Origin of the sequence: Mesorhizobium sp. M0676 (assembly GCF_040320535.1) — a bacterium.
GTDB lineage: Bacteria > Pseudomonadota > Alphaproteobacteria > Rhizobiales > Rhizobiaceae > Mesorhizobium.
Genome location: NZ_JAMYPU010000032.1, coordinates 38,224 through 64,854 on the forward strand (window position 1 = coordinate 38,224; position 26,631 = coordinate 64,854).

Annotated in this window: 26 protein-coding genes and 1 tRNA gene; 13 read left to right on the forward strand and 14 right to left on the reverse strand. The window is 61.4% G+C overall.

Features of this window, described 5'->3' with window-relative positions; all coding sequences use genetic code 11:
- Positions 1 to 208: 208 nt before the first annotated feature.
- Complete coding sequence (locus NKI35_RS26630) at positions 209 to 2,095, reverse strand: ABC transporter ATP-binding protein/permease (protein WP_352741821.1); 1,887 nt, start codon at positions 2,093 to 2,095, stop codon at positions 209 to 211.
- A 605-nt stretch (positions 2,096 to 2,700) separates the two neighbouring features.
- Between NKI35_RS26630 and NKI35_RS26635 the strand changes: the two genes are divergently transcribed.
- The gene (locus NKI35_RS26635) at positions 2,701 to 3,135 is read left to right on the forward strand and encodes a hypothetical protein (RefSeq protein WP_023682515.1); all 435 of its coding nucleotides are present in this window, start codon (positions 2,701 to 2,703) and stop codon (positions 3,133 to 3,135) included.
- A 101-nt stretch (positions 3,136 to 3,236) separates the two neighbouring features.
- On the opposite strand, the gene NKI35_RS26640 is transcribed toward NKI35_RS26635, so the two are convergent.
- On the reverse strand, positions 3,237 to 3,917 hold the full coding sequence (locus tag NKI35_RS26640) for a DsbA family oxidoreductase (protein ID WP_023726576.1): 681 nt from the start codon (positions 3,915 to 3,917) through the stop codon (positions 3,237 to 3,239).
- Between the two features lie 49 nt (positions 3,918 to 3,966).
- The gene (locus NKI35_RS26645) at positions 3,967 to 5,787 is read right to left on the reverse strand and encodes an extracellular solute-binding protein (RefSeq protein WP_352741822.1); all 1,821 of its coding nucleotides are present in this window, start codon (positions 5,785 to 5,787) and stop codon (positions 3,967 to 3,969) included.
- Positions 5,788 to 6,047: 260 nt separating this feature from the next.
- Between NKI35_RS26645 and NKI35_RS26650 the strand changes: the two genes are divergently transcribed.
- Positions 6,048 to 6,671 carry an invasion associated locus B family protein gene (locus NKI35_RS26650; RefSeq protein WP_023668972.1) on the forward strand — a complete coding sequence of 208 codons (624 nt, stop codon included), beginning with the start codon at positions 6,048 to 6,050 and terminating at the stop codon, positions 6,669 to 6,671.
- 81 nt (positions 6,672 to 6,752) lie between these two features.
- Here the strand turns inward: NKI35_RS26650 and hspQ are convergent, their stop codons facing one another.
- Entirely contained in the window at positions 6,753 to 7,076 is a 324-nt protein-coding gene (hspQ, locus tag NKI35_RS26655) for a heat shock protein HspQ (RefSeq protein WP_352741823.1), read from the reverse strand.
- 224 nt (positions 7,077 to 7,300) lie between these two features.
- On the opposite strand from hspQ, the gene NKI35_RS26660 reads away from it, so the two are divergent.
- Positions 7,301 to 8,263 (forward strand): AEC family transporter, encoded by a 963-nt coding sequence (locus NKI35_RS26660; RefSeq protein ID WP_023741221.1) that lies wholly within the window; start codon positions 7,301 to 7,303, stop codon positions 8,261 to 8,263.
- Here the strand turns inward: NKI35_RS26660 and NKI35_RS26665 are convergent.
- Entirely contained in the window at positions 8,240 to 9,451 is a 1,212-nt protein-coding gene (locus NKI35_RS26665; protein WP_023726573.1) for a UbiH/UbiF family hydroxylase, read from the reverse strand. The genes NKI35_RS26660 and NKI35_RS26665 overlap by 24 nt on opposite strands.
- A gap of 95 nt (positions 9,452 to 9,546) precedes the next feature.
- On the opposite strand from NKI35_RS26665, the gene NKI35_RS26670 reads away from it, so the two are divergent.
- The 8 genes from NKI35_RS26670 (at position 9,547) to NKI35_RS26705 (ending at position 17,831) form a co-directional block, all read left to right on the forward strand.
- Positions 9,547 to 10,434, forward strand: a complete 888-nt coding sequence (locus NKI35_RS26670) for a DUF2182 domain-containing protein (RefSeq protein ID WP_023691318.1) — start codon at positions 9,547 to 9,549, stop codon at positions 10,432 to 10,434.
- 14 nt (positions 10,435 to 10,448) lie between these two features.
- Positions 10,449 to 11,063: a DUF1326 domain-containing protein gene (locus NKI35_RS26675; RefSeq protein WP_352741824.1), complete on the forward strand. Its 615-nt coding sequence runs from the start codon at positions 10,449 to 10,451 to the stop codon at positions 11,061 to 11,063.
- Positions 11,060 to 11,890: a phosphatidylcholine synthase gene (gene pcsA / locus NKI35_RS26680; RefSeq protein ID WP_023682522.1), complete on the forward strand. Its 831-nt coding sequence runs from the start codon at positions 11,060 to 11,062 to the stop codon at positions 11,888 to 11,890. The genes NKI35_RS26675 and pcsA overlap by 4 nt, the downstream gene beginning before the upstream one ends.
- A gap of 18 nt (positions 11,891 to 11,908) precedes the next feature.
- Positions 11,909 to 12,886 (forward strand): quinone oxidoreductase family protein, encoded by a 978-nt coding sequence (locus tag NKI35_RS26685; protein WP_352741825.1) that lies wholly within the window; start codon positions 11,909 to 11,911, stop codon positions 12,884 to 12,886.
- Positions 12,887 to 13,094: 208 nt separating this feature from the next.
- A complete protein-coding gene (locus NKI35_RS26690) occupies positions 13,095 to 14,672 on the forward strand; it encodes an ABC transporter ATP-binding protein (RefSeq protein ID WP_023752277.1) in 1,578 nt (525 codons plus the stop codon).
- Complete coding sequence (locus NKI35_RS26695) at positions 14,669 to 15,793, forward strand: ABC transporter permease (protein WP_352741826.1); 1,125 nt, start codon at positions 14,669 to 14,671, stop codon at positions 15,791 to 15,793. Before NKI35_RS26690 ends, NKI35_RS26695 begins: the two co-directional genes overlap by 4 nt.
- Complete coding sequence (locus NKI35_RS26700; protein WP_352741827.1) at positions 15,793 to 16,713, forward strand: ABC transporter permease; 921 nt, start codon at positions 15,793 to 15,795, stop codon at positions 16,711 to 16,713. Before NKI35_RS26695 ends, NKI35_RS26700 begins: the two co-directional genes overlap by 1 nt.
- Before the next feature lie 50 nt (positions 16,714 to 16,763).
- Positions 16,764 to 17,831, forward strand: coding sequence for a BMP family ABC transporter substrate-binding protein (locus tag NKI35_RS26705; protein ID WP_023668961.1), 1,068 nt, complete (start codon positions 16,764 to 16,766; stop codon positions 17,829 to 17,831).
- Positions 17,832 to 17,970: 139 nt separating this feature from the next.
- Here the strand turns inward: NKI35_RS26705 and rimO are convergent, their stop codons facing one another.
- The 6 genes from rimO to NKI35_RS26735 form a co-directional block, all read right to left on the reverse strand.
- Complete coding sequence (gene rimO / locus NKI35_RS26710; RefSeq protein ID WP_352538324.1) at positions 17,971 to 19,284, reverse strand: 30S ribosomal protein S12 methylthiotransferase RimO; 1,314 nt, start codon at positions 19,282 to 19,284, stop codon at positions 17,971 to 17,973.
- Positions 19,285 to 19,424: 140 nt separating this feature from the next.
- Positions 19,425 to 20,084 carry a TerC family protein gene (locus tag NKI35_RS26715; protein ID WP_023668959.1) on the reverse strand — a complete coding sequence of 220 codons (660 nt, stop codon included), beginning with the start codon at positions 20,082 to 20,084 and terminating at the stop codon, positions 19,425 to 19,427.
- A gap of 262 nt (positions 20,085 to 20,346) precedes the next feature.
- Positions 20,347 to 20,754 carry a DUF930 domain-containing protein gene (locus tag NKI35_RS26720; protein WP_032894508.1) on the reverse strand — a complete coding sequence of 136 codons (408 nt, stop codon included), beginning with the start codon at positions 20,752 to 20,754 and terminating at the stop codon, positions 20,347 to 20,349.
- A gap of 109 nt (positions 20,755 to 20,863) precedes the next feature.
- Positions 20,864 to 21,790: a glycosyltransferase family 2 protein gene (locus NKI35_RS26725; protein WP_352741828.1), complete on the reverse strand. Its 927-nt coding sequence runs from the start codon at positions 21,788 to 21,790 to the stop codon at positions 20,864 to 20,866.
- The gene (locus tag NKI35_RS26730; RefSeq protein ID WP_352741829.1) at positions 21,791 to 23,011 is read right to left on the reverse strand and encodes an FAD-dependent oxidoreductase; all 1,221 of its coding nucleotides are present in this window, start codon (positions 23,009 to 23,011) and stop codon (positions 21,791 to 21,793) included.
- A gap of 43 nt (positions 23,012 to 23,054) precedes the next feature.
- Positions 23,055 to 23,444, reverse strand: a complete 390-nt coding sequence (locus NKI35_RS26735; protein ID WP_352538327.1) for a sugar 3,4-ketoisomerase — start codon at positions 23,442 to 23,444, stop codon at positions 23,055 to 23,057.
- Positions 23,445 to 23,875: 431 nt separating this feature from the next.
- Here NKI35_RS26735 and NKI35_RS26740 point away from each other — a divergent pair, with 431 nt between their 5' ends.
- The gene (locus NKI35_RS26740) at positions 23,876 to 24,601 is read left to right on the forward strand and encodes a hypothetical protein (protein WP_352538328.1); all 726 of its coding nucleotides are present in this window, start codon (positions 23,876 to 23,878) and stop codon (positions 24,599 to 24,601) included.
- Between the two features lie 347 nt (positions 24,602 to 24,948).
- Here NKI35_RS26740 and NKI35_RS26745 read toward each other — a convergent pair whose 3' ends face one another.
- Positions 24,949 to 25,140: a DUF3606 domain-containing protein gene (locus NKI35_RS26745; protein WP_023706817.1), complete on the reverse strand. Its 192-nt coding sequence runs from the start codon at positions 25,138 to 25,140 to the stop codon at positions 24,949 to 24,951.
- Between the two features lie 186 nt (positions 25,141 to 25,326).
- On the opposite strand from NKI35_RS26745, the gene NKI35_RS26750 reads away from it, so the two are divergent.
- Positions 25,327 to 25,488, forward strand: coding sequence for a hypothetical protein (locus tag NKI35_RS26750; protein ID WP_352538329.1), 162 nt, complete (start codon positions 25,327 to 25,329; stop codon positions 25,486 to 25,488).
- A 147-nt stretch (positions 25,489 to 25,635) separates the two neighbouring features.
- On the opposite strand, the gene NKI35_RS26755 is transcribed toward NKI35_RS26750, so the two are convergent.
- Positions 25,636 to 25,725: transfer RNA gene (locus NKI35_RS26755), tRNA-Ser, on the reverse strand.
- A 210-nt stretch (positions 25,726 to 25,935) separates the two neighbouring features.
- Positions 25,936 to 26,415: an MgtC/SapB family protein gene (locus NKI35_RS26760; protein ID WP_027050850.1), complete on the reverse strand. Its 480-nt coding sequence runs from the start codon at positions 26,413 to 26,415 to the stop codon at positions 25,936 to 25,938.
- Between the last annotated feature and the right edge of the window lie 216 nt (positions 26,416 to 26,631).

Genomic DNA, 26,631 nt, shown 5'->3' on the forward strand with positions numbered 1-26,631 from the left:
GCCAGGCATGGCGCGGTGACCTTTCTGCTCGCGGGTTCGAGTTGGAATTCAGCGAGCGGGCGCAACATAGGAGCGCATCTTGGCGAGTCAATCGCGGGGGTGGCGGAAAACAGCCGGGAGCCGGCCCAATCGCGAGACTGTGATGATTATTGAAGGGGAGGGAGCGAGTGCCCCGCCGCCAGTGGCGGAACGCGCTTCGGCGTGGCTGCTATTTCTGCTTCAGCCGGCGTGAAAAACGCATCCATTTGTCCTCGACCGGCCGCGGCTGCGTAAGGATGGTGGTGAGCTCGCGCGGAAGGTTCGGAACAAGCGGCCTCTTGGTGGCGACGCCGTCGGCGATCGCGACCACGCTATGGTAGAATTCCTCGCCCGAGGCCGAGCGTGGCGCCACCGCCTCGTGCATGATGCTGATCACCGTGACATCGGGGCAATTGTCCTTGATCGCCTGATGGAAGGCGATCTTGCCATCGGGATCGAGCGCGCCGGTCGCTTCGTCGAGGAACAGCAGTCCCGGTTGCTGCAGCACGATGCGGGCCACAACCAGCTTCTGCTTCTGGCCGCCGGACAGCAGCTGGTCCCAGATCTTTCCCTCGCGGCTTTCATCGGCCATGTGTTCGATGAAATCGCCAAGGCCGGCCTTGTGCAGGGCTGCCGCGACCTGCGCATCGCCATAGTCGTCCTCGGAGCCGGGCAGGCACACCAGCTGCTTCAGCGACACCAGCTGCAGCTTGACCTCCTGGGCGGCATAGAAGCTCCTCACACCGTCAGGGAAGACGATGGTGCCGCGGCCATAAGGCCACAAGCCGTTGATCGCCTTGATCAGCGAAGTCTTGCCGCAGCCGGATTCGCCCTTGAGGAATGCCCACTCGCCGCGCCGAAAGCGCAGATTGGCTGCGCTCAGGAACGGCGTGGCGTCTTCACCCTGATGCGCCAGTTCAAGCTTCTGGATGGTCAGGCCGAAGACCGGGTTCTGGCTGGCATAGTGGAAGTCGGAACGGCCGGTCTGGCTGTAGAATTCCTGCGGCTGTTGGACGTTTTCAATGGCGTGCGCCAACTCGATGACGCGCTGGCTGTTGGCCCGCAAGGTGGCGAGACTCGGCATGACATGGATGAACCAGGAACATTTGCTGATCAGCGCGTTGACCTGCTCGGAACCGGTTATGTAGCCCTTGAGGTCGACGCCGTTGTGGATGAACGGCACCAGACCAGGTCCGTAGGCGACAACTTTGGCCCCGACGAAATTATAGACCGATTCGAATCCCGCATAGAGGGTGTTGACGATGTTGAGCTTCGACCAGGTGGTATCGATATCCAGATAGAGCCGTCCATGTATCGTCTTTTGCACGTCTTCGCCTTGCGACGCCGACACATGGAAACTGCGGCGCAACAAGGTGATCAGCTCGCTGCGATAGGTGCCTTCGGCCTTCTGCATCCTGACATTGAGCCACTCCAGCATTCCGCCGAGTTTGATCGCGATCCAGGTATTGACGGGCACATAGATGGCAACCGCCAGCAGAGCGAGGACGGCGCTGCCATAGCTGCCGAGGGCATCCAGGCCTTTTACCTCCACGGAATTCGCCAGCAAAGCGCCGCCGACAAAATAAAGTGAGGTGAAGACGCCGAAGACACCTTGGGCAAGCCCGATGGCGCCGCCCGCCATGTCTTTGATCGATTCCTGCAAGCGCTGATCGATGTTGTCGGGCGCTGGCGCATCTGGCGAGCCATTCTGAGCGTGGTAGTGCGTATGGTTGGTATCGAGCAGCGCCGCATTGAAACGCGCGTTCAACCAGGCGCGCCATTTGCGATGCAATGTCGCCGATACAAATTTGCAGGCGCCTATGATTCCCATGTCCTTGAACACGACCAGCAGCACAAGCAGGCCGGCATTGGTAAGCACCGATTCAAGGGGCGTGGTATTCGCGGCGTCGTGAAAAAAAGCGATTGAGGCTGCCAGTTCGCCCGCCAACACGGTAAACCAGACGTCGGCCTTGCTCGACAGGGCTATGATGAGTGCGAGGACGACGGTGAGAGCCCAGGCCTCTCTCCACCGGTCCGAGAACCAGTAGGCCCGCATCAGTCCCCAGAAGGTCCGCATCGACGATACTGGCGTCAGGGGCGACGGCCCGGCGGGGGCGTCGCGGTTCCAAAGTGCCGATATTGAACGTCGCGGTCCGTCGACCCGAATCACAATCCCGCCCAAACCTTTTTTAGTTTTGTTACGGATAGTAACACCAATTGATCATTTTCTATGAATTTTATGCCGGCGAATGTGAAGCAGCCCACCCGCCGTTGCCATGAGGCAACAGTTGGTGCTGCGAGATCGCCGTCTCTGGGTCAAATTTGTCCTTTGTTTCAATGTGTTGCGAGAACGCTCAGATGTGCGAATATATTCCCTGAGGGAAGGCTCATACACGGCTTTGTGACCAAAAGGCCTGCCCGTCGGCCGGTTTTCCCACCGCGCGCTAACCGGATCGCCCGAAAAATTGCCGTCCGTGATCGCCCCAGGCCGCCCGAATCATTTCACCGGCCATCATGGTTGGGCACGCAAGATCGTCGCTCCTGCACGGCGACTGCTCATGAGTTGGCCCACGCTTTTTAGCTGCAGCTCAACACCGTTTGACAATCAAGCGCACTGGAATGAACCTTGCCGGGCACTGTCGGCACCGATGCATGTCCGGTCCCCAACAAGGAAGCTCCCCAATGCTTGCACGCGCAGCCGTTCCCGCAATGGTGACGCTCTTTGCCTGGCTGCCTCTTGCGCATGCCGTCAGCCAGACCATTCCGGCAAGCGCCGAAGGGCAAATCGAGTTCAATGCTCCGTCCGGCAACATCGGCTGCATCTACACGCCGAAGGGCGGCACCAGCACCTACGAACCACAGGATGGCGGTCCGGAACTGAGCTGTTCGCGCGTCGAGCCCAGCTACGTCACCGTGATCCTTGGGCCGAACGGCCCGGCGACATTGATCAAGAATCCGGGAGAGCAGGGCTGCTGCAGCGATGTCGCGAAGCTGGCCTATGGCAACAGCTGGAGCAAAGGGCCGTTTACCTGCCAGTCGTCAACCAAGGGACTGACCTGCACGGGCAGCAACGGGCATGGCTTCTTCCTCAGCAAAGCCAAGGTGACGGTGAAATAACCCGAGCATGATCCCGAAAAGTGGTTGCCGGTTTTCGGATCAGATCATGCTCAAATAAGGAGATAGAGCCCATCCCGATTTCCATCGGGATGGAACAGGCTCTAGCCGGCCTTTTCCAGTTCGCCCTTGGCCTTTGCGGCCGCGACCTGGCGGATGGCATCAGTCAGCGTGTCGGCGTCCTGCGCGCCCATGACGGCGTATTTGCCTTCGAGCAGGAAGCACGGCACGCCGGTGATCCCCATCCGCGATGCCGTGGCGATTTCTGTGCGCACCTCCTCGACGTCGGCATCGGTCGGCAGGAGCGTTTCGACCACGGCAGCGTCCATGCCGGCCTCGCGGGCGGCATCGATCAGCACGGCGTGGTCGCCAATATTGCCGCCTTTCTCGAAATACAGTTGGAACAGCCGGCGCACGAGCCGGTTCTGCACGGCTTCACCGGCGGCACCGGCCCAGCGGATGACACGATGCGCGTCCAGCGTGTTGGCGGCGACCTTGATGGCGTCGAAAGCGAAATTGATGCCTTCGGCTTCGCCGAGCGGCTCTACGCGGGCATGCATCTGACGGATGCGCTCGTCGCTGCCGAATTTGGCCAGCATGTATTCGCGCCGGTCCTTGCCCTCGGGCGGGATGGTCGGGTCGAGCTGGAACGGCCGCCAGCGCACATGAACCTCAACGTCGCCGGCAGCGGCAATCGCTTTATCCAGCCGCTTCTGGCCGACGAAGCACCAGGGGCAGACGACGTCGGAAACCACGTCGACGGTAATGGAATTGTCATCGCTCATCTTGATCTCCTGCAGCCGAACGTTTCAGCGAGACCGATCTCGGCCACGCTCAGTTCGGCTTGCGCCACCAGGTCGGCCATTGATAACCGAATATGGGCGTCTTTTTGGGATGGTCCAGGTAATTCCAGTAAGCGAGCCATTGCTGCGCGTTGTACTGCATCGGCACCATGTAATTGCCGGAGATCAGCAATCGGTCGAGCACGCGCACGGCGGCGACATAGTCTTCCTTGGTCCGTGCTCTCAGCATCGCGTCGATCGCCGCGTCGACCGCCGGATCGGCGACGCCGGCCAGATTGAATGAACCTTCTCTTTTGGCCTCTGAAGAACCCCAGCGAAGGTTCTGCTCCATACCGGGAGACAGCGAGTTGCTGAACCCGCTCGACCCGACAAGAACCTCAAAGTCGAAACGCTGCTTGCGCGACTGGATCTGGTCGGCCTCGAGGCTGCGGATGGTCACCGCGATGCCGATCTTTTCCAGCGAGCGCTGATAGATGGCGGCAAAGCGTTCCTCGTCCTGCGAGGCCGTCAGGATCTCGAAACCGAACGGGTTTCCCTTTGGGTCCAGCAGGACCCCGTCCTTGACGGTGTAGCCCTGGCTCTTCAGCAGGTCGAACGCCACCTTCAGCACCTTACGGTCCTGGCCGGTGCCGTCATTCACCGGCGGGCGCCAGCTGCCGTCCATGACATCGGCCGGCACGCGGCCGGGGTAGGGCGCCAGCAGCGCCTTTTCCCTGTCGCTGGCGGGATGGCCGAGCGCGGAAAGTTCGGAATTCTGCCAATAGCTCATCGTGCGCGTGTACTTACCGCCGAACAGGTTCTTGTTGGCCCATTCGAAGTCGTAGAGCATGCCGAGCGCGCGTCGCACCTCCGGATTGGAAAACTTCTCCAGCCGCGTGTTGAACAGGAACCCGGTCACCACGGGCGGTATGCCGGTGTCGAAGGTCTCGGCGATCACCTCGCCGCGATGGAAGGCGGGAAAATCGATATCGCGCTCGCGCTTGACCGGATCGCCCTCATCGTAAATGGCGCAGATGCCTTTCTTGAACGCTTCAGTCTTGGCGTTGGCGTTGAGGAAGTACTCGATGGTGATCTGGTCGTAATTGTCGAAGCCGCGCTTGGAAGGGATGTCCTTGCCCCAGTAATTCGGATTGCGCTTGAAGACGATGCGCTGTCCCGGCTGCACCTTGTCGATGGTGTAGGGACCGCTGCCGATCACCGGCTTCAGCGTCGTCTTGTCGAAGGTATCCTTGTTGAAGGCGTGCTTTGGGATGATCGGCGTCAGCGCGATGATCAAGGGGGTCTCGCGATTGGCCTTGTCATTGAAGGTGAAGCGCACGCTGTGATCGCCGGTCTTTTCGAGCTTGGCGACCAGGCTCATGCGATCCCTGTAGGGAGGGCGGCCCTTGTCGGTGAAGACATCATAGGTGAACAGCACGTCATCCGGCGTCACCGGCTCACCGTCCGACCACTTCGCATTTGGATTAAGGTGGAATTCGATCGATTTGCGCTCCGGGTCCATATCGGCGCTGTCTGCGAGCAGGCCATAGAGGGTGAAGGCCTCGTCGTAGTTGCGCATCATCAACGGCTCGAAGACGAGATTGCCGAAAATGAGGTCCTGCATGCCGCGCGCCGTGGTGCGCAGGCTCTTCAGGATGAACGGGTTCAGATTGTCGAAGCTCCCGACGACGCAGTAAGTGATGTTGCCGCCCTTCGGCGCATCGGGATTGACGTAGTCGAAATGCTGGTAGTCGGCTGGCAGCGCCGGCTCGCCCTGCATGGCGATGGCATGTTTCGGTTCCGACATCGCCACGCCGGGTGCAAAGGCGAAGAACGAAATTGCGGCGATCAGCCAAACAAGAATGCGGCCCATGACCGTCTCCTTACTGGGCGGCTTGATGATTCGGAGTGCACCCTAACATGGCGCCGCGGCGCTCCGGCCAGATACATCAACCCAAATCGCACGAGCCAAATTGCGAGGCCAAGAATTGCAGGCGGCGGGCTGGATTCGGCTGCTCATGCAGTGTAACACGCGCTCCGAAGTCATTCTGTTGCCTCAATTCGGCAACAGGTAGCAGGACCACACGGCGCGAAGAAGCCGGTCCCGGGATCATTTGAGAGGAAATGCACGACATGACGAGCCTGAACAGCAACGCATACCGCCTTTCGGTCCTGGCCGCGGGCGTGGTCGGCTTTCTGGGCGCCGGACTTCCCACCGCTTCGGCACAGCAACAGATTCCGCAGGGTTGGTTCAAGGCCTGCACCAAGCAGGAAGATGTCGACATCTGCAATGTCCAGAACATCATCACTGCCGGCAACGGCCAGTTCGTCACCGGCGTCAGCCTGATCGAGTTGAAGGGCAAGGTAAACCGCAAGGTCTTCCAGGTCACGGTTCCCCCAGGTCGCCTGGTGCCCCCCGGCATCGCCCTGCAGATAGACGCCGGCAAGGCGACGAAGCTGGATTATGTCATTTGCTTCGCCGACCGTTGCGTTGCCGAAGTGCCGCTGACCGACGCGCTCGTCGCGTCCTTCAAGAAGGGACAGGCGATCACGCTGACCTCGATCAACTTCCAAAGTCAGCCAAATCCCATCAAGGTTGCCTTGACCGGCTTCAGCGGCGCCTTTGACGGCGCGCCGCTGCAGCAGTCGGACATCGAGGATCGGCAGAAAAAACTTCAGGATTTCGTCGTCAAGAACAACCAGGACTTCGCCAAGAAGCTCAAGGACGAGCAGGCCAAGGCCAAAGCCGCCAACTAATCGCCGGGACAGATACCGGAGCGACAAAAAGCGGGGTCATGCCCCGCTTTTTTGTTGTCGTCACGTCGATGCAAGGTGATGTCAGTGTCTCGACTGGCGTTTCGGCTCGTAGCGTCCATCCGGCCGCTTGTAGAACATCTCGCCGATCTGCGGATGACGGACCGGCTCACCTGATTGGTCCTCGAGCAGGTTCTGCTCGGAGACATAGGCGATGTATTCCGTTTCCGAATTCTCGGCGAGCAGATGGTAGAACGGCTGGTCCTTGCGCGGCCGCACGTCGGCCGGGATGGCTTCGTACCATTCGTCGGTGTTGGCGAATTGCGGATCGACATCGAAAATGATGCCGCGGAACGGAAACAGCCGATGACGAACCACCTGTCCGATCGAAAATTTGGCCGTTTTCATCATACTCACCACTAAGCCTCTAGAGCGCCCGGCGTCCCCTCGAATGTGCGAAGAGCGCTCTAAGGCTTTGAATTTACACACACCGTGGCCAAAAATCGAGCCCGACTTAGGTCTGGGATCAGGCTTTATTTGGCGCAGATGGCGTGTCAGTTCAATGCCGAAGCGCTTGACGCCCGATGAAGCTACGGGCTAGCCCGGTCCCGGGGTTTCGGGCCAGGGCAAAAATGTCTGACATTGTCGGTCTTGTTCTTCCGTTCTTCGGGCTGATTTTCATCGGCTTTCTGGTCGCGCGCATGACCAGGCAGCCGCTGGAAGCGCTTGGCTGGATGAACACCTTCATCGTCTATGTCGCGCTTCCTGCCCTGTTCTTCCAATTGCTGGCCCGCACGCCGTTCGAACAGTTGACCGAATGGCGCTTCATCTTCGGCTCGGTATTTTCCACCTACACGATCTTCTCGATCATGTTCGTATGGTCGGTGACGGCGTCGCGCGGCGAGATCGCCCAGTCGACGATCAAGGCGCTGGCCGCGGCCTACGGCAATATCGGCTATATGGGGCCGGGGCTGGCGCTGCTCGCCTTCGGCGAACAAGCGGCGGTTCCCGTCGCGCTGATCTTCTGCTTCGAAAATATCATGCATTTCGCCATCGCGCCGATGATGATGGCGCTGTCGGGCGACGACAAGACATCGCCGTGGCGGCTCATCCTCGGCGTAGTCAGGAAAATCGTCCTGCACCCGTTCATCATCGCGACCGCGCTTGGCGTCGGCGCCGCCTATCTCGGCTTTCACCCACCGCAGCCGGTCGATCGCCTGCTCGAATATCTGTCTCGGGCGGCCGCCCCTTGCGCCCTGTTTGCCATGGGCGTGACGCTTGCGCTCCGGCCCCTCAACCGCGTGCCGCATGAGTTGGCGTCGATCGCGGCGCTGAAGCTGATCCTGCATCCATCGCTCTGCTACGTCGTGCTGAGCTGGATCGGGAACTTTTCCGAAATCTGGGTTTTTTCAGCCGTGCTTTTGGCGGCATTACCGACCGCAACCAACGTCTTCGTCATCGCCCAGCAATATGGCGTCTGGGTGCAACGCGCGTCGGCCAGCGTGCTGATCACCACCTGCCTCTCGGTGCTGACGGTGACCGGGCTGCTCTACATGATCCGCCACGGCATCTTACCGCCGGACCTGTTTCCCTGAACCGCCGGTAAGCGCCGCAAAGCCGCTGCCCGGCCTCAAGCCTTCGCGCATGAAAAAGGCGCGCAGCGGCGCGAAACTGCCGAGCACATTGAGGCCGGCGCTGCGTGCCATCTGCGCCGGCAACATGTCCGACAGCAACGACATGTTAAGCAGGTTGACCGCGCCCGAACGCGCCTGAATGTCGGGACGGCGCCTGGAATCATAGGCGGCCAAAGCCCTTGCGGCGCCAGGGTCGCCGCGATTTTCGCGTGCGATTCCAATCAGATCCTCGACGTCCCTGATGCCGAGGTTTAGACCTTGGGCCCCGATCGGCGGGAACACATGTGCAGCCTCGCCGACCAGCGCCACACGGTTTTGCGCGAAGCGCCCCGGTGATGCCGCTGAAAGCGGGTAAATTTGTCGGCCGGGCTCGACCGACACCCGGCCCAGCATCGACTGCATCTGCTGCTCGACACGCTCGGAAAGCGTCGCGTCATCGAGTGCGGCGAGGTCCTTCGCCGCCTCCGGTTTCACCACCCAGACGAGGCTGGAGCGGTTGCCGGGCAGCGGCACCTGGGTGAACGGCCCGGTCTCTGTGTGGAACTCGGTCGAGGTGAAGCCGTGTTCGCTGCGATGGCCAAAATTCAGCACCAGCGCCGCTTGGCGGTAGGATCGCACCGAGGCCACTATGCCTGCCGCCTCGCGCGCCGGCGACAGGCGCCCATCGGCAGCGACCGCAAGCGCGGCCGAGACTTCGCGACCATCAGTCAAGACGGCATGCGCCTGATCGGCGTCCAGACGCCAACTCTCGACCATCGACGTCAGCCATTCGATGCCGGGATGGGCCGCGACGGACTTGGCCAGCGTCGGGTTCAGCGCACTGTTGGGCAGGTTGAGCCCGAACTGCTCCTCGCCGATCTCCATGGCGCGAAAAGTCACCACCGGGCTGCGGATCAGCCGGCTGGTCGCATCAACGATGCGCATGACCTTCAGCGGCGCGGCCTTCGGCGCAAGTTCGGCCAGCACGCCCAGCCGATCGAGAACCTTGAGAGCAGGGTTCATCAGCGCCGTGGTCCGGCCATCGGGCCCGCCTGCTTCGGGTCCGACCAGGGTTACCGGAAAGCCCGCCTCGGCGAAACCGAGCGCCGCGATCAGTCCGGCAGGGCCGCTGCCGGCTACCAGTATCCGTGCTGTCTCGCGATGATCCAAATTGGACTTCCAGTTTGCGATGCAGGTGTCTACCCATGGATATAGGTCAGACCATGCGGCTTGATCAACGCGGCGATTAGGCTCATTCGGTTGTCATGACCGGCCAGCAGGACGATTTCAGCCATCTCGACCGCGCCGGTCGCGCCACGGCAAGCCTGGCCCGCAGCCCCCGCCTGACGGTCAACATCGCCATCGCCGGCGGCATTCTGCTCGCCTGGTTCATTCTCGGCGCCATGGCGATCCGCGGCGCCGAAGCCCGGCTCCCCGGCGTACCAGGCGATGTGGTCCTGCGATATCTGCCGCAACTGCCGCTGCCGGATGTCCTCGACCGCTTCTTCGGCATGTGCCTGACGCCCGCACCACTTGATGCCGGCGGCGCACCGGTTCTGGCGCTGATCGTGATGTGGTTTTTGATGGCCGTGGCGACGATGCTGCCGTCGGCGGCGCCGATGATCCGTACCTATTGTGAAATCGCCGACACCGCCCGCATCAAGGGCGAGCCGGTGGCCCATCCGCTGGTCCTGGCTGCCGGCTACCTCTCGACATGGCTTGTCGCCTCTATCGGCTTCGCGGTGCTGACGTTGCTCGTCCACGCATTTACGTCCTCCGCTCGATTGCTCGATCCGGTGAGCGGCCTTGCCGCGGCGGCCGCGCTGCTGGTTGCCGGCCTCTACCAGTTCAGCAGCCTCAAGCAGGCCTGCCTGACAAAATGCCGGAACCCGTTCTCGACACTGTTTTCCAACTGGAGCGCGGAGCCGGGTGGCATCTTCCGGCTAGGGCTGAAGCAGGGCCTGTGGTGCCTCGGCTGCTGCTGGGCGCTGATGCTGGTGATGTTTGCCGTCGGCGCGATGAACGTGTTCTGGATGGCGCTGATCGGCCTGTTCACCTTGATCGAAAAACAGACCACCGGCAGCCTTCCAACCCGAGTGGCCGGTGCGATACTGCTTGTCTGGGTAGTCGCCCTGCTAGTAGTCTCGGCATGACGGGGGAGAATTCCATGGCAGAGCAAGGCTGGGCAATGAAAAGAGAGCTCGTACTCTCCTGCAATTGCACGGTTTTTTGTCCTTGCGTGCTGTCGCTTGGCAGCCATCCGCCGACGGAGGGTTATTGTCAGACCTGGGCGGGCTTCCGCATCGACGCAGGCCATTTCGGCGAGGTCGACCTGTCCGGCCTCAATCTCGGTCTGGTCATGGAAATCCCCGGCTTTATGAGCCGCGGCAACTGGACCGCAGGCCTGTTCATCGACAAGCGCGCCTCCGTCTACGCGGTGAAAGCGCTGACCAGGATCTTCACCGGGAAGGCCGGCGGAACAACCTCGCTGTTGTCGATCCTTGTCGGCAAGTTCCTCGGTGTCGAGCAGGTGCCGATCACCTACGAGACGCGTGACAAGACCCGTATTTTCCAGATACCGAAGATCATCGACGGGGCGGTCACACCGATTCCCGGCAAGGATCGCGAGAAGGATACCGTGATCGGCAACTCGGAATACTGGATCGCGCCGGAGATCATCGTGGCCAGGTCCGACAAAAGCAAGATGCGGGCGTTCGGCCACAACTGGAACTTTGCCGGCCGCTCGGCCGAAATCTGCAAACTGGATTGGCGGGGCCCGTGAGCAAGAACACAACCGCCAGGAATGCCGCCAAAAAGATCACCGACCGGATACCCAGGCCGAAGAAAAAGGTCACCTGGCCGCAGGCGCGGGCATTCTCGGTGCATCTGTTGACCGCGTCTGGCTCGTTCCTGGCCTTCCTGTCTCTGGTGGCGGCAAGCGAGCAACGCTGGACGGCGATGTTCTGGTGGCTGGGGCTGGCGCTGTTCGTCGACGGCATAGACGGGCCGATCGCGCGCAAGCTTGAGGTCAAGGAGATCCTGCCGACCTGGTCGGGCGAACTCCTCGACAACATCATCGACTATGTCACCTATGTGCTGATCCCCGCCTTCGCGCTCTACCAGCGCGGCTTCATGGGCGAAGGGCTGTCTTTCCTGTCGGCGGCCATCATCGTGGTGTCCAGCGCCATCTATTATGCCGACACCGGAATGAAGACGAAGGAGAACTTCTTCAAAGGCTTTCCGGTGGTCTGGAACATGGTCGTGTTCACGCTGTTCGTCATCGAGCCGGGACAGTGGGTGTCCTTCGGCGTCGTCGTGGCGGCCGGCATCCTCACCTTCGTGCCGATCAACTTCATTCATCCCGTGCGGGTGGTGCGGCTGCGGCCAATCAATCTTGGCATGACGCTGCTCTGGTGTGCTTTCGGTGCGCTGGCGCTGGCGCAGGCGGCCCTTGCCGCCTTCTACGACCAGATCGGCGTTTTGGGCGAACAGGTCGGCGTCTTTACCAAGGTCGGCATCACCATCACCGGACTTTACCTCGCCTGCATCGGCGGTATCATGCAGTTCTTCCCCAAACTCGGCGCCAAGCCGGACACTAAGAAAGCCTGACCGCAGGAAAGCCCACAAATGTCCAAAGCAATCCGTATCCACGCCCATGGCGGTCCGGAAGTCCTGACCTATGAAGACGCCGATCCGGGACAACCCGGCGCCGGGCAGATCCTGGTCAGGCACACCGCGATCGGCCTCAATTTCATCGATGTCTATCACCGCATCGGCCTCTATCCGCCGCCCGGCGGCTTCCCGCTGATCCCGGGCGGCGAGGCGGCAGGTGTGGTTCTCGAGGTCGGCGCAGGCATCGACTGGCTGAAGCCGGGCGACCGCATCGCCTATGCCGTCAGTGTCGGCGCCTATGCCGAGGAGCGCGTCGTCGCCGCCGACCGCGTCGTCAAGGTGCCGGACCGCATCAGCGACGAACAGGCCGCCGGCATGATGCTTAAAGGCATGACGGCGGAGTATCTGTTGCGCCGAACCTTCAAGGTGAAGGCAGGCGACACCATCCTATTTCATGCCGCCGCCGGCGGCGTCGGGCTGATCCTGGGACAATGGGCAAAACATCTCGGCGCCACCGTGATCGGCACGGCAAGCTCAACCGATAAGATCGAGCTCGCCAAGGCGCATGGCTTCGGCCATGTCATCAACTACAAGGAGCAGGATTTCGTCGCCGGCGTCGCCGCCATCACCGGCGGCAAGAAATGTGACGTCGTCTACGATTCGGTCGGCAACGACACATTCCCGGCCTCGCTCGACTGTCTGAAGCCGCTCGGCATGTTCGTCTCTTTCGGTCAGTCCTCTGGACCGATCCCGCCATTTTCGATGTCGCTGCTGGCGCAGAAGGGCTCGCTGTTCGCTACCAGGCCGACTTTGTTCGTCTACAACGCCAAGCGTGAAGACCTCGAAGTCTCCGCCGCGGCATTGTTCGACGTGGTGTTGAGCGGTGCGGTCGAGATCAAGATCAACCAGCGTTATGCGCTGAAGGACGCGGGCAAGGCGCAAGCCGATCTCGAAGGGCGCAAGACCACTGGCACGACCATACTGATCCCCTGATCTGCCTTGCTTTTCAGCGTTTTGCCGCGACGCCAAGCAATGTTTACCCGAAAAACCGGGCGATCGGTTTGTTGTCCGAAGCAGGTCAATCTTTACCCCTTGAGTTTCCGCTGAAATTCTTGAAGCTCTTTCAAGGTGGGTGCTGCTTTCGCACGAGAGCGGCCAGCGCATACCATGCTGGCGGGAACAGAACATGTCCGGGAACCGGATGGGAGGCACTGTGAGTGCAGATCATGATGGAGCGAACCTGCTTGAGGTTCGTGGCCTGACCAAGATATTCGGCACGCTGACGGCGTGCGATCATATCGACCTCAACATCGCCAAGGGCGAGATCCACGCGCTGCTTGGCGAAAACGGCGCCGGCAAGTCGACGCTGGTCAAGATGCTGTTCGGCTCGCTGGAGCCCAATTCCGGCGAGATATTCTGGAACGGGGAAGCGGTGCGGATCACCAGTCCGGGCATGGCGAAGAAGCTCGGCATCGGCATGGTGTTTCAGCACTTTTCGCTGTTCGAGGCGCTGACCGCGGCCGAGAATATCGCTCTGTCTCTGGATGACGGCTCACCGATCAGCTCGATTGCGGCCAAGGCGAGGGCGCTTTCCTTCAGCTATGGCCTGCCGCTTGATCCGGACTCGCTGGTCGGCGATCTCTCGGTCGGCGAACGCCAGCGCATCGAGATCATCCGCTGCCTGTTGCAGACGCCGCAACTCATCATCCTCGACGAGCCGACCTCGGTGCTGACGCCGCAGGAAGCCGACAAGCTGTTCGAAACGCTTGAGCGCCTGCGCTCGGAGGGCAAATCCATCCTCTACATTTCGCACCGGCTGGAAGAGGTCAAACGCATCTGCGACCGCGCCACCGTGCTGCGTCACGGCAAGGTCGTCGGCCATTGCAACCCGCGCGAGGAAACGGCTTCGTCGCTGGCCCGCATGATGGTCGGCAACGAGGTGAAGGCCGTGGTGCGTGCGCCGGCCGAAGGCATCGAGACCGCGCAGCCATTGCTCGAAATCCGCGCCCTCAGCCGCAAGCCGGCAACCCCGTTTTCGATCCCGCTGAAGAACATAACCCTCACTGTGCGCGCCGGCGAAGTGATCGGCATTGCCGGTGTCGCCGGCAACGGCCAGGGCGAGTTCTTCGAATCCGTCTCCGGCGAGGTGCTGCAGCAGGACGCCGCATCCGTGCGCATCCGCGGCAAGGATGCCGGCTCGCTCTCGATCACAAGCCGGCGGCTGATGGGCGCTGCCTTCGTGCCGGAAGAACGCCTCGGCCATGGCGCGGCGCCACGCATGAAGCTTTCGGAAAACCTGCTTCTGTCGCGGCACGCCACCGACGGCAAGGTTTTTGTCGGCGCCGGCGGCGCCGTCAAAAGCGGTGCGGTCTATGCCGCCGCCCAGCGCATCATCGTGGCGATGGATGTGCGCAAGAGCGCGCCCGATCCGGAAGCTGCGGCCCTTTCGGGCGGCAATCTGCAGAAATTCATCGTCGGTCGCGAACTCGACCGCAGCCCTGCCGTCATGGTCGTCAACCAACCGACCTGGGGCGTCGACGCCGGCGCCGCCGCTCATATCCGCCAGGCGCTGATCGAACTGGCGCGCAGTGGCTCGGCGGTTCTGGTCATCAGCCAGGACCTCGATGAGCTGTTCGAGATTTCGGACGCGATCTCGGTCATGCACAACGGCGAATTGTCGAAGCCGCTGCCGATCGCCGAGGCCACTTTCGAGAAGATCGGCCTGTTGATGGGCGGCGCCGAGCCCGGCCACGCCGAACATGGTCTGGAGACGGCATGATGCGCCTCGAACTCGTCAAACGCCCACAGCGCTCGATGCTGTTTTCGGCGCTGTCGCCCTTCATCGCCTTCGCTCTGACGATCATCGCCGGCGCGGTTCTGTTCGCGCTGCTCGGCGTCAACCCGCTGACTGCTTTCGGGATTTACTTCATCGAGCCGATCAGCCAGGTCTGGCAGCTGCATGAGCTGGCGATCAAGGCCGCGCCGTTGATCCTGATCGCGGTCGGCCTGTCCGTCTGCTACAAGGCCAACATCTGGAACATCGGCGCCGAGGGACAGTTCATCCTCGGCGGCATTTTCGGCTCGGCCATTCCGGTGCTGTTTCCCGGGTTCGAAGGCCCGCTTGTGCTGCCGCTGATGCTGTTGTTCGGCATGGTCGGCGGCGCCGCCTACGCTGCAATCCCGGCTCTCTTAAAGACGCGCTTCGGCACCAACGAAATCCTGACCAGCCTGATGCTGGTCTATGTCGCCCAGCTTTTCCTCGACTGGTTGGTGCGCGGCCCCTGGCGCGATCCGCAGGGCCACGGTTTCCCGCAGACGATCCAGTTCAACGACTCGGCGGTCCTGCCGGAACTGATGCCGGATGCCGGCCGCGCCAATTGGGGTTTTGTCTTCGCGCTTGTTGCAGCCGTGCTGATCTGGGTGCTGATGAGCCGCCTGCTCAAGGGTTTTGAGGTCCGCGTGCTCGGCTCCAGCCCGAGGGCAGGGCGCTTCGCCGGTTTCGGCCTCAACCGCATGGTGTTCTTTGCGTTCCTGCTGTCAGGCGCGCTGGCTGGGCTTGCCGGCATTTCGGAAGTCTCCGGCGCCATCGGCCAGCTGCAACCGGTGATCTCGCCCGGCTACGGCTTCACAGCGATCATCGTGGCTTTCCTCGGCCGGCTCAATCCGCTCGGCATCGTCGCCGCGGGCCTGGTGCTGGCGTTGACCTATCTCGGCGGCGAGGCGGTGCAGAGCGCGCTCGGCATTTCCGACAAGGTGGCACGCGTGTTCCAGGGCATGCTTTTGTTCTTCGTGCTCGGTTGCGACACGCTCATCCATTACCGCATTCGCCTGGTCGGCATGGCGCTGACGAAAAGCGCGGCGAAGCTTGAAGCCGCGCCGAAGTTGAAGGAAGCCCGCTGATGGACATCGCCGTCAACATCCTTTTGACCATCGCCACGGCGGCAACGCCGCTTTTAATAGCGGCCATCGGCGAACTGGTGGTCGAGCGCTCCGGCGTGCTCAACCTCGGCGTCGAAGGCATGATGATCATGGGCGCCGTCGGCGGCTTCGGCGCCAGCTATCTCACGGGATCGCCCTGGATCGGATTGTTGGCGGCAATCGCCATGGGTGCCGTGTTCTCGCTGCTGTTTGCGGTGATGACGCTGTCGCTCGCCACCAACCAGGTGGCGACCGGCCTGTCATTGACGCTGCTTGGCCTCGGCCTGTCCGGCATGATGGGGACCAGCTTCGTCGGCCAGCCCGGCGAGCGGCTGCCAAACCTCTACGTTCCGGTGCTCACCGACATTCCCGTGGTCGGCAGGCTGCTGTTCGGCCAGGACCCGATCTTCTATATCTCGATCGCGCTGACGGCGGCCGTCATGTGGTTCCTGTTCAAGACCCGCACCGGCCTCACCCTGCGCTCGATCGGCGACAGCCACACATCGGCGCATGCGCTCGGCATCAAGGTCATCCGCTACCGCTATCTCGCGGTCATCTTCGGCGGCGCCTGCGCCGGCCTTGCCGGCGGCCATCTGTCGCTGGTCTACACGCCGCAATGGGTGGAGAACATGAGCGCGGGCCGCGGCTGGATCGCGCTGGCGCTGGTCGTCTTCGCCTCCTGGCGGCCGTGGCGCGTGCTCGCCGGCGCCTACATCTTTGGCGCGGTGTGGATCGGCCAGCTTCATGCACAGGCATTTGGCATTCCGGTGCCTTCGCAGCTGCTTTCTTCTCTGCCCTATCTGGCAACCGTCGTGGTTCTCGTTCTAATCTCGCGCAACAAGCGTCTGACGATGATGAACACGCCGGCTTCCTTGGGGCAGCCATTCGTTCCGGATCGTTGACAACAAAAACAAACGGGAAGCTCCAAGGCTAAACTCAGAGAGGTAACACAATGAAAAAACTGTTTATCGCGTTGATGACCACGACCGCCGCCATGTCACTGGCGGCGTCGGCGCAGGCCGCCGACAAGTTGAAGGCATGCTGGGTCTACACCGGCCCGATCGGCGATTTCGGCTATTCCTACCAGCACGACCAAGGCCGCCTCGAGGTGGAGAAGGCGCTCGGCGACAAGGTCGAAACCGCCTATCTCGAGAACGTCTCGGAAGGTCCCGATGCCGATCGCGCTTTCGAGCGTCTGGCGCGCGAAGGCTGCAAGATCATCTTCGGCACCTCTTTCGGCTTCATGGACCCGGAAGTGAAGGTCGCCAAGAAGTTCCCCAAAGTGATGTTCGAGCACGCCACCGGCTACAAGACCGCTGACAATCTCGGCATCTACAATGCGCGCTTCTATGAAGGCCGCTACGTGCTCGGCCAGATCGCCGCCAAGGAATCGAAGGCAGGGGTCGCCGGCTATATCGTTTCCTTCCCAATCCCCGAAGTGGTGATGGGCATCAACTCCTTCATGCTCGGCGCGCAGTCGGTCAACCCGAACTTCAAGGCCAAGATCGTCTGGGTGAACTCCTGGTTCGATCCGGGCAAGGAAGCCGACGCGGCCAAGGCGCTGTTCGACCAGGGCGCCGACATCATCGTCCAGCACACCGATTCCACTGCGGCACTGCAGGTGGCGGAAGAGCGCAAGCTGCACGGCTTCGGCCAGTCCTCCGACATGATCAAGTTCGCGCCGAACGCGCAGCTGACCTCGCTGACAGACGAATGGGGGCCGTATTACATCAGCCGCGTTCAGGCGGCGCTCGACGGCACCTGGAAGCCTGACAATGTCTGGCTCGGCATCAAGGACGGCGCCGTCAAGCTGGCGCCCTTCACCAACATGCCGGACGATGTGAAGGCGATGGCCGAGGCAACCGCCAAGAAAATCGCAGATGGCTGGAACCCATTCACAGGACCGGTCGCCAAGCAGGACGGCACGCCGTGGCTCAAGGACGGCGAAGTAGCCGACGACGGCACGCTGCTCGGCATGAACTTCTATGTGAAGGGCGTCGACGACAAGTTGCCGCAGTAAGTATCGGAAACGCAAAAGAGAAGGGGCGCCGCCCGGCGCCCTTTTTCACTTCGCGGGCTGCACGCTTCGACTGCGAAACCGCGCCGAGGGCTGTGCCAAAAATCCGAGGGCGCCGGGAGGCGCCCTTTTTGGTAATTTTCTAAACCGCCGAGCCGTAAAGGTCGTAGGCGTCGGCGCGGTCGATCTTGACCGTGACGATGTCGCCTTGGCGCAGCGGGCGGCGCGACTGGATATGCACCGAACCGTCGATCTCGGGCGCGTCGTATTTTGTCCGGCCCTTGGCAGACGTGCCATGCGCCTCGTCGATCAGCACCGGCAGGCGCTTGCCGACCTTCTTGGCCAGCTGCGTCGCCGAGATCTTCTGCTGGCGCTGCATGAAGCGATGCCAGCGCGCTTCCTTGATCTCCTGCGGCACCTGTTCGAGGCCGAGATCGTTGGAGCGGGCGCCGCGGACCGGCTCGTATTTAAAGCAGCCGGCGCGATCGATCCTGGCCTCGTCCAGCCAGTCGAGCAGCATCTCGAAATCCTCGTCGGTCTCGCCGGGGAAACCGACGATGAATGTCGAGCGTATCGCCAGATCCGGGCACACCTCGCGCCAGCCGCGAATGCGCTCCAGCGTCTTTTCGCCATGGGCTGGACGGCGCATGTTCTTCAGCACCTGCGGCGAGGCGTGCTGGAAGGGGATGTCCAGATAGGGAAGGATTTTTCCATCCGCCATCAGCGGGATGACATCGGCGACATGCGGGTAGGGGTAGACATAGTGCATGCGTACCCAGATGCCGAGCTTGCCCAGCTCCTCCGACAGGTCGAGGAATTTCGCCCGCACTTCGCGGTCGCCGAACATCGACGTCTGGTACTTGATGTCGATGCCGTAGGCGCTGGTGTCCTGCGAGATGACCAGCAATTCCTTGACCCCGGCCTTGGCCAGCTTCTCGGCCTCGCGCAGCACATCGGCCGCCGGGCGCGAGACGAGGTCGCCGCGCAGTGCGGGAATGATGCAGAAGGTGCAGCGGTTGTTGCAGCCTTCGGAAATCTTGAGATAGGCGTAGTGGCGCGGCGTCAGCTTGACGCCTTGCGGCGGCAGAAGGTCGATATAGGGATCGTGGCTGGGCGGCGCCGCCTCATGCACCGCGGCCATCACGCTCTCATAGGCCTGCGGGCCGGTGATGGCGAGGACGTTGGGGTGCTTCTCTCGGATGACGTCCGGCTTGGCGCCGAGGCAGCCGGTGACGATCACCCGGCCGTTTTCCGAAAGCGCCGAACCAATGGCGTTGAGCGATTCGTCGCGGGCTGAGTCGAGAAAGCCGCAGGTGTTGACGACGACAAGGTCGGCGCCGTCATGCTTGCGTGCGATCTCATAGCCTTCGGCGCGCAGGCGCGTGATGATGCGCTCGGAATCCACAAGCGCCTTCGGGCATCCAAGGCTGACGAAACTGACGCGAGGCGCAGACATGAGAAAACATCCGGGTTTTTCGGGATCGGCGGCCAGTACCACACTTATTGCGGCATTGGTATGGGCAGCGGCTGCGGCGAACGCGACCACTGCCTCCGGCAGATACCCATGCTGCTACAGAAGCTGTGGGACCGGCAGCGTCAGCTCACCACAGGACTGACATGCGGCCAGACCTCGACAACGCCGCGATAGACCATATCGATCGCGACGTAGAGAATGATCAGCAAGCCGACATAGGCGATCCAGCGGTGGCGATGCAGCAGCTTGGCAATGAAGCTCGCGGCCAAGCCCATCAAGGCGATCGACAGCACCAGGCCTATGACAAGCACGGGAAAATGATCGCGCGCCGCACCGGCGACCGCCAGCACATTGTCCAGCGACATCGAAACATCGGCGACGACGATCTGCAGGGCCGCCTGGCCGAGCGTCTTGCGCGGCGCCTTGCCCCCCACCGTTCTGTCGCTGTTGAGGTCGGAATCGGACAGCGCCTCGGTCGCCTCGAACTCGTCGGCATGCGACGTCCGCAGCTCGCGCCACATCTTCCAGCACACCCACAACAAAAGGATGCCGCCGGCCAGCAGCAGGCCGACAATGGCAAGAAGCTTGACGGTGACGGCGGCAAACAGGATGCGCAGCACAGTCGCCGCCAACACGCCGATCAGGATGGCTTTCTTGCGCTGCTCGACCGGCAGGCCGGCGGCGGCAAGGCCGATGACGATGGCATTGTCGCCGGCAAGCACCAGATCGATGGCGATGACCTGGAGGAGGGCCGTCATGCTTGCAGCGCTGAAAATGTCCATCGACCGGAGCCCCTTGCTGTATCGGCGTGTTCGTCGTCGGATATGCCGACGCCCTAACGTGTATGGTTCCCGCGCGTCAAGAGACTGCCGGCGCAATTCCAGGAAAAGTGCGTAGCGGCTTTCCGTCCGGAATTATGCAAAAACAAAGAGTTAGAGTGGGTCAGCTGCTCTATAAAAAGCTGAACCGCTCCAACGGCCGACGCTGAAAGCCACGGGAATAGGGAAGGCCGTTCTGCCAGAGAGAATTCTGGTCGCAGCGAATTCAGTCGTAGAGATTGTACTTCGCCCAGTCGGCTTCCGGAATCTCGTCGCCGATGCGGTAACGGAACTGCAGGACCTCCATATGGTCCGGCGCCGTCTCGCATTTGAACTTCAGCCGGTACCACTGCCCCTTGCTGCGGAACGCAGCACCCGGGCTGCGGATTGCATCGGCCTTCATTTCCGGCGTAGCGAAGGCGTAGGCGACGACGCGGTCTGCCTTGTACTTGTGGTCGTCATGGCTGATGCGGTCGAGCACTTCGGCGTCGCATCTCTGCTCCAGCCGGGTCTCCGGGTCGAGTTTCAGCAGGCCGGCGCGCAGGGCGGCGTCCATCGCGTGGGCGGGTAAAGCCAGCGTCACCGAGGCCAGCGCCGCAAGGAATAGTTTTTTCATGGGCGGGAGAACGACCATAACTCGCGTGAAAAATCAACCGGAGTGCCATTTTGGGGCAGCCGGATATGCCTGGAATCGCCGTTAGCCGGGCAGGCGCAGCCGCTTTGATACGTCGCCGGCGCCATTCTTATTTGTCCGGGCTGCCATGCACCGATTGCCTGTTTCGCCGTCTTTGCGCTTCTCGCGATCGCGGCACCCACCGCCACGGCCGCAAGGCGATATAGACAGCGAGGAAGGCTCTTTGTGCAAGGCCGGCCTCGCTGTGCCAGACCTCCCTTATCCCCGCCGCCCGCAAGGCCCTTCGTTGGGTGCTGTTGCGGTCCCAGCGCCGGCTGATGCTGCCCGCCCGGTAGTATTTGTGGCAGAGCACTTGCGGCACGCGGACAAAGCCGCCGAGCAGCGACAGATGCAGAAGCCAGGTCCAGTCGGCGCTGAATTCGCCTTGGCTGTTGGGCTTGATCCCGCCGCTACGGTGGAACGCCCAGGCCCTGAATATCCCACGATTGGGAACCCACCATCCATGCGGCTGGCGCGCCATCGCCCGGCCACGCGCAAAACCGTCCTGCAAGCCCTTCAGCAGGTCGAACTTCCACGTGGCACTTTCGCCGCTGACTTCGATCACTTCGACATCGCTGAACGACAGTACGGCCTCGGGATTGGCATCGAGCGCCCGCACCAGCGCCTCGATATAGTTTGGATCGATGACGTCGTCATGGAAGGCAAAGAACATCAATTCGCCGCTGGCATTGGCCATCAGATCGTTGGAATTCTTCAGCCATCCCAGGTTTTTGTCCCGGCGCAGGATACGGACATCGTCGCGGCCGCTGGCGAAGGCTGAAACGATCTCGAATGTCGCGTCGGTCGAATTGTCCTCGCCGACCAGGATCTCGATATTGTCCCAGGTCTGCGCGGCGAGGCTGTCCAGCGTACGCGAAATGAATGCCGCCGAATTGTAGCATGGCACCAGCGCCGTGACCTTCGGCCGCCAGCCGGATCGAAGCTGGACTTGTTTCTGCGCTACCTGCTTCGCGCCGCTTTGTTCTGTCTCACCCATTCACTCGATCCCGCAGATTTGCCGCGCCAGCCTGTCGGCAAGCCACGGCGCCGTCGAATATTTACCTGTGTCGACCGAGATGTAGTTGCCCAGGCGGTTGACCCCGAATTGGTCGCGGCGATGGATCGTGGCTTTCGGGTCGCTGAGCGAACCACGCCCTTGCGCAAACACGAAGCCGCCGCGTACCTCAAGCTCCTCGGCATCGTCGAACATGCTGGAAACACTGGGTACCAACCGGGCGAGCGTGGCGCGAACGTCGCCGATGAACCGCTGTCGTGCGTCGGCATCGAGCGCTTGCGGCGTTTCGATCGACAATTCGCCACTCTCCGCAAGCAACCCGCTCGGGTACCAGGAGAGATAGAAGTTGCGCCCGTCATAGTTTTTTATGTCGCCGAATGGGCCAAGGGCGACGACCGCGCACGGCACATCGACAGGCTGGCTGGTGCGGCCGAACAGGCAAAGCCGGTAGCGGTGCGACCATCCGGGAACCGGCTCGATGCCGGCCGTGCGGTCGACAGCCAGCCGCCCCTCCCATAGGCAATTGACGACGATGTCGAACGCCTCGCTTTTCTCGCCTGCGACCGCCACGCGCCATTTCCCGTCAATTGCATCCACCGGCTGTGCCGACAGGACTTTCGCCGCCATTCGCAAGCTGATGTTGGGTTCACTCCGAAGCACGGCGCAAAGCCGGTCGGCAACCCATCGCGTGTTGACGGATCGCTCCGGCACCTGGAAGCCGCCGACGATCTGGTCCGAGTTGGTGACATCGGCCAATTCAGTTTTGGAAAGCCGATTCGATCGCGCCGCCGATACGTCGGCAAGGTAGCTGGTGGCGTCAGCGTGGCTGCGCACCAATACATCCACACTTTCAAAGATCGCCCCCAGCGCCTCGACAGCGACGATCGAGTTGCGATGGACCAGATAAAGATCTTCCGAAAAGGTCGTGTGCGCTTCCAGATTGCTTCCGATCAACTCGGAAACAAGCCTGCCGAAACGCAGTCCTCCCGAAAGCAGATGCCGGGCGGTCAGCAACGAGGGATCGTTCCCGTAGAGATAGCCGAGATGAATCTTGCCCTCGTTCCAACGGCTGGCGCAGGCCATCGGCTCGATCTCCTTGTCGAAGAGGGACACCGCGTAGCCTCTGCGGGCCATCATGAGAGCGAGGCTGGCGCCCATGATGCCGGCGCCGAGAATAGCCATTCTGCCGCGAGGCGCTGTCATGTCCTGGCGCGCATCGCGGCCTCTCCTTTCGCGATGAGTGTCATCAGGGGTTCGATACGTAGTTTTCAGGGTCGTATTCGGTATCGCAGAAAACCAGCAAAGCCGGGTTCTCGCCTTCATAGGTCTGCAGCGCCCACACCGCGGCATCGACCAGCACCGCGCGGTTCGATGCGGTGAGCGTCAGCCGTTCGACCTGTTCCTGGTAGCGAAATTCGATGCCGATCTCGCCCGACAGCTGCATCATCAATTGCCGGCCCGAGCCGTGTGCATGTCCGCCCCGCGACGTGCCGCGCGGCGCGGTGACGATGAACGCCCGCACGGCTTGGAAATTGTAACCGCCGAACTCGATAGCGGTCAGCATTCCCCTGGGATCGCTATGTAACGAAGTGGGGATCTCGGTGACCTTGCCGCCAAAGAACGTTCGATGCTGCATAACGTAAGCCCGCCAGATGCCGGTCGAAATTTTACCTCAGACTAGCGCTTATATCAAAAGACAGCGAATACAACCACTTAGGCGGTGTTTGGGAACACTGCAGCGGATCGATGTCGAGCTCGGCCTCAGGCCGATAGGTGCCGACTACCGAAGGTCGCCGCGCCGTCACGACTTCTGAGTCGCGGCCGAAACCACGGCTTAAGACCTTGGTCTGAGCGGTCTAGGACCTTTGAGTTCGGAAGGCCGGCCAGTTCCAAGGAGGGTGATCTACTTCAGCAATTTCAAAGAGTTATGCTGGTTGGCGTTTCGCCGGCCGGCCGCTTCGTTCTCGCAATGAAAACACATCTATATCTAAGTTTACCCTTTGTGTTAGCGATTCCTCATGTTGCCCGCTATAGCGGTTAGTGGCGGTGGCAATCTCGGAGGTAGTTATGACATCCCGAAAGACCCTTTTTGCTGCATTTGCGGTGTTCTCGCTTCTGGTGTCGCCGGCCCTGGCTGCTGCTGGTGGCAACGGCCATGGTAACGGCCATGGCAATGGTAACGGCAATGGCAATAGCGGAGGAAACGGTAATGCTGGCGGCAATGGCGGAGGCGGCGGTTCGGTCGGCAAGTCGGCATCCGCCAAGGGCGAGGCCCCTAAGGGCCAGGTCGCCAAGGCCGCTACCCCTTCTGTGTCCAAGGAAAAGAATATCCATGCCAAGCTCGGCCGGTTGAACTCGCTGCAGCGCAACGCCAACGCCTTTATGCACTCCAAGAGCAAGAACTTCGCTGGCGTGCAGGCTTTTGTGACACAGTCGGCAATAGCCAAGAACGCTCAATCGGCGCTCGATGCTGCTAATCAGGCGGTTACCGACGCCAAAGCGGCGCTCGACGCGCTGAATGCGAAAGCGGCTGACCCGAATACCCTGCCCGAAGATGTCCCGACGCAGGCCGACCTCGATGCAGCACAGGCAGCGCTCGATGACGCCACCCAGGATGCGGCCGCTGCTCAGACCGCCGCCACAGCTGCCGCTGCCAACGTCCCATCGATCGATGCAGCCCTTGCCCAAATGGCCAACAAGCCCGTTGACCCTGAGGTGACAGATTGGGCCAATAGCGTACTTGCCGACAAGATCGACCAAGTAGCCGCCAAGCTGGCGCCGGCCGCGCCTTAAGGCCCTATGCGGCGGCAGCGATCCAATCGACGATAAGCCGTCGGGTCCGCCCGGCGGCTGCACCTTTCTCGCCTATCTGCAGCGTTGGTCCCAATGCAGGTCCGAGATTCTGGTCATGGCTATTTTGCGAAATCTACAGCCGGGCCGCCGTCCTCAAGGCTGAATTCATGCGTGCTTCGCGCATCTTCATCGACCACACGAAACCAATGCTCCTGAAGCGCTCTAGGCGACACCCTTTGGCCCGTGACCTTCTCTACCGCAGATAACGGATCATCGGCGCTCGTGGCCTGAGTTGAGACACACTCCTCTCCATGCCACTCTTCCACCTGGTACTCTGGCATGCCGGCCTACCTACCGCTCCCCAGAGCCTTCGCTTCCCGCTCCAGCGTCTCGCGTCGGTTGCCGTGCTTCGCGATCAATTCCTTGACCTGCTGCGGGGTGATGCCGGCCTTGGTGGCGAAATACTCGACTTCATAATCCTCATCGGCAGAGACGCGGTCCCAATCGCGGAAGTCCGTCTTCGTTTTGTCGTCGGCCATTTGCTTTGCTCCTGGTTGAATGATCAACCGCAACGTGCAGCCGCAGCCTTTTGTTGCAGCGGAGCTCGGATTTCCGAAACGGTCACATGGGAAAACGGCCCTCAGTCGCAGGAGGTGCTGGTGTTGCTGTAACTTTGAACGGAACGGTTCTTCTCCTTGACGGTTGTGACGTGAAGGAGATGCCTCATGTTTGAAAGTGTGATGTGGTTGATCGTCGTTGCTGGTGGGCCACTGTTGCTGGCCCTATTGATGGCATACGGTCTTATGACCCGACGCCACCGTGGTCCTGCAGAACGCATGGAAAGCGACCGAGCGACCAAACGGCTCTATCGCCAGGACGAACGTTGATCCTGAGGCTGGCGCAACGTTTGCGCTCACGCTGGCCCGCTGCCTCGCGGTGGCAGGCTTCTTCGTTTTAGGAAGTTAGGAATAACTTAGGAAAGATTTGGCCCTCTTTGAAAATACAGAGGCAATTCAGCACGGTAGCCAAATATCTGGCGGAGGGAGTGGGATTCGAACCCACGGTGGGCTTGCACCCACGCCGGTTTTCAAGACCGGTGCCTTAAACCGCTCGGCCATCCCTCCAACGTGACTTTTCAATCATCTAGGAACATCAACCGACCCAGTGAACGACAGTTGGTATCGAATGATACCTGTCCTTCCGGACCAGCTTGCGGTTCATTTCTCTAGAGCGTTGCCCATCGCCAAGTCAACCATCGGCGCTGCCATGGATAATAGGGGGTGGCGTTCGTTACCCGAACGGAGCTGCGAACCCGTTTTCGAAGGAGCCGGGATCTAATTACGATCCTTGCTGCCGACCTGCACAAGTTGCAGAAGACCCAGCACGACAAGTGCGAGCAAGGTAGCCAAAGCCGCGATCTGCCAGAACCCGAGCCCAACCGCCAGGCCTATGGCGCCTGCCAGCCACATGCCCGCCCCAGTGGTAAGCCCTTGAACCTCGCCCTTGGAGAAGAAGATCAAGCCGGCGGCCAGAAATGCCACGCCGGCAGTCGTGGCTTCGATCAAGCGGATAGGATCAATGGCGATTTCCTGACCGTCGAAGACGTGAAGGTGAGTAATCTCGATCGTGAGGATGGCAATTAGAGCCGTCGCAACACAGACGAGGATGTGTGTCCTCAATCCGGCCGGCCGGTTGCGCCATTCGCGTTCGATGCCAACGATGGAGCCAAGGACGGCCGCGAGCAAAAGCCTGGCTGAAATTACGGAAAAAGGCAGCCACGTCTGTTGCCCAAAACGTTCAATGAATTCATCCATGAGGCGCAGAACGTATCTCGGGTCGGTCGGTTCCAGGCAGCCGCGCTTCGTGCCATAGATTCACATTCAGACTCCAAGGGCCTGGGCTAGGTCTCGAAGGTTGTGTGCGTCAAGTTCTGCAAAATGGGGCAGCCATGATGCTGGTCATGCGGCTTGGCGCAGAGCGAGCTTCTTGTGCTCGCGCAGGTCGTCCATGTTGATGTATCGGTTGGCCTC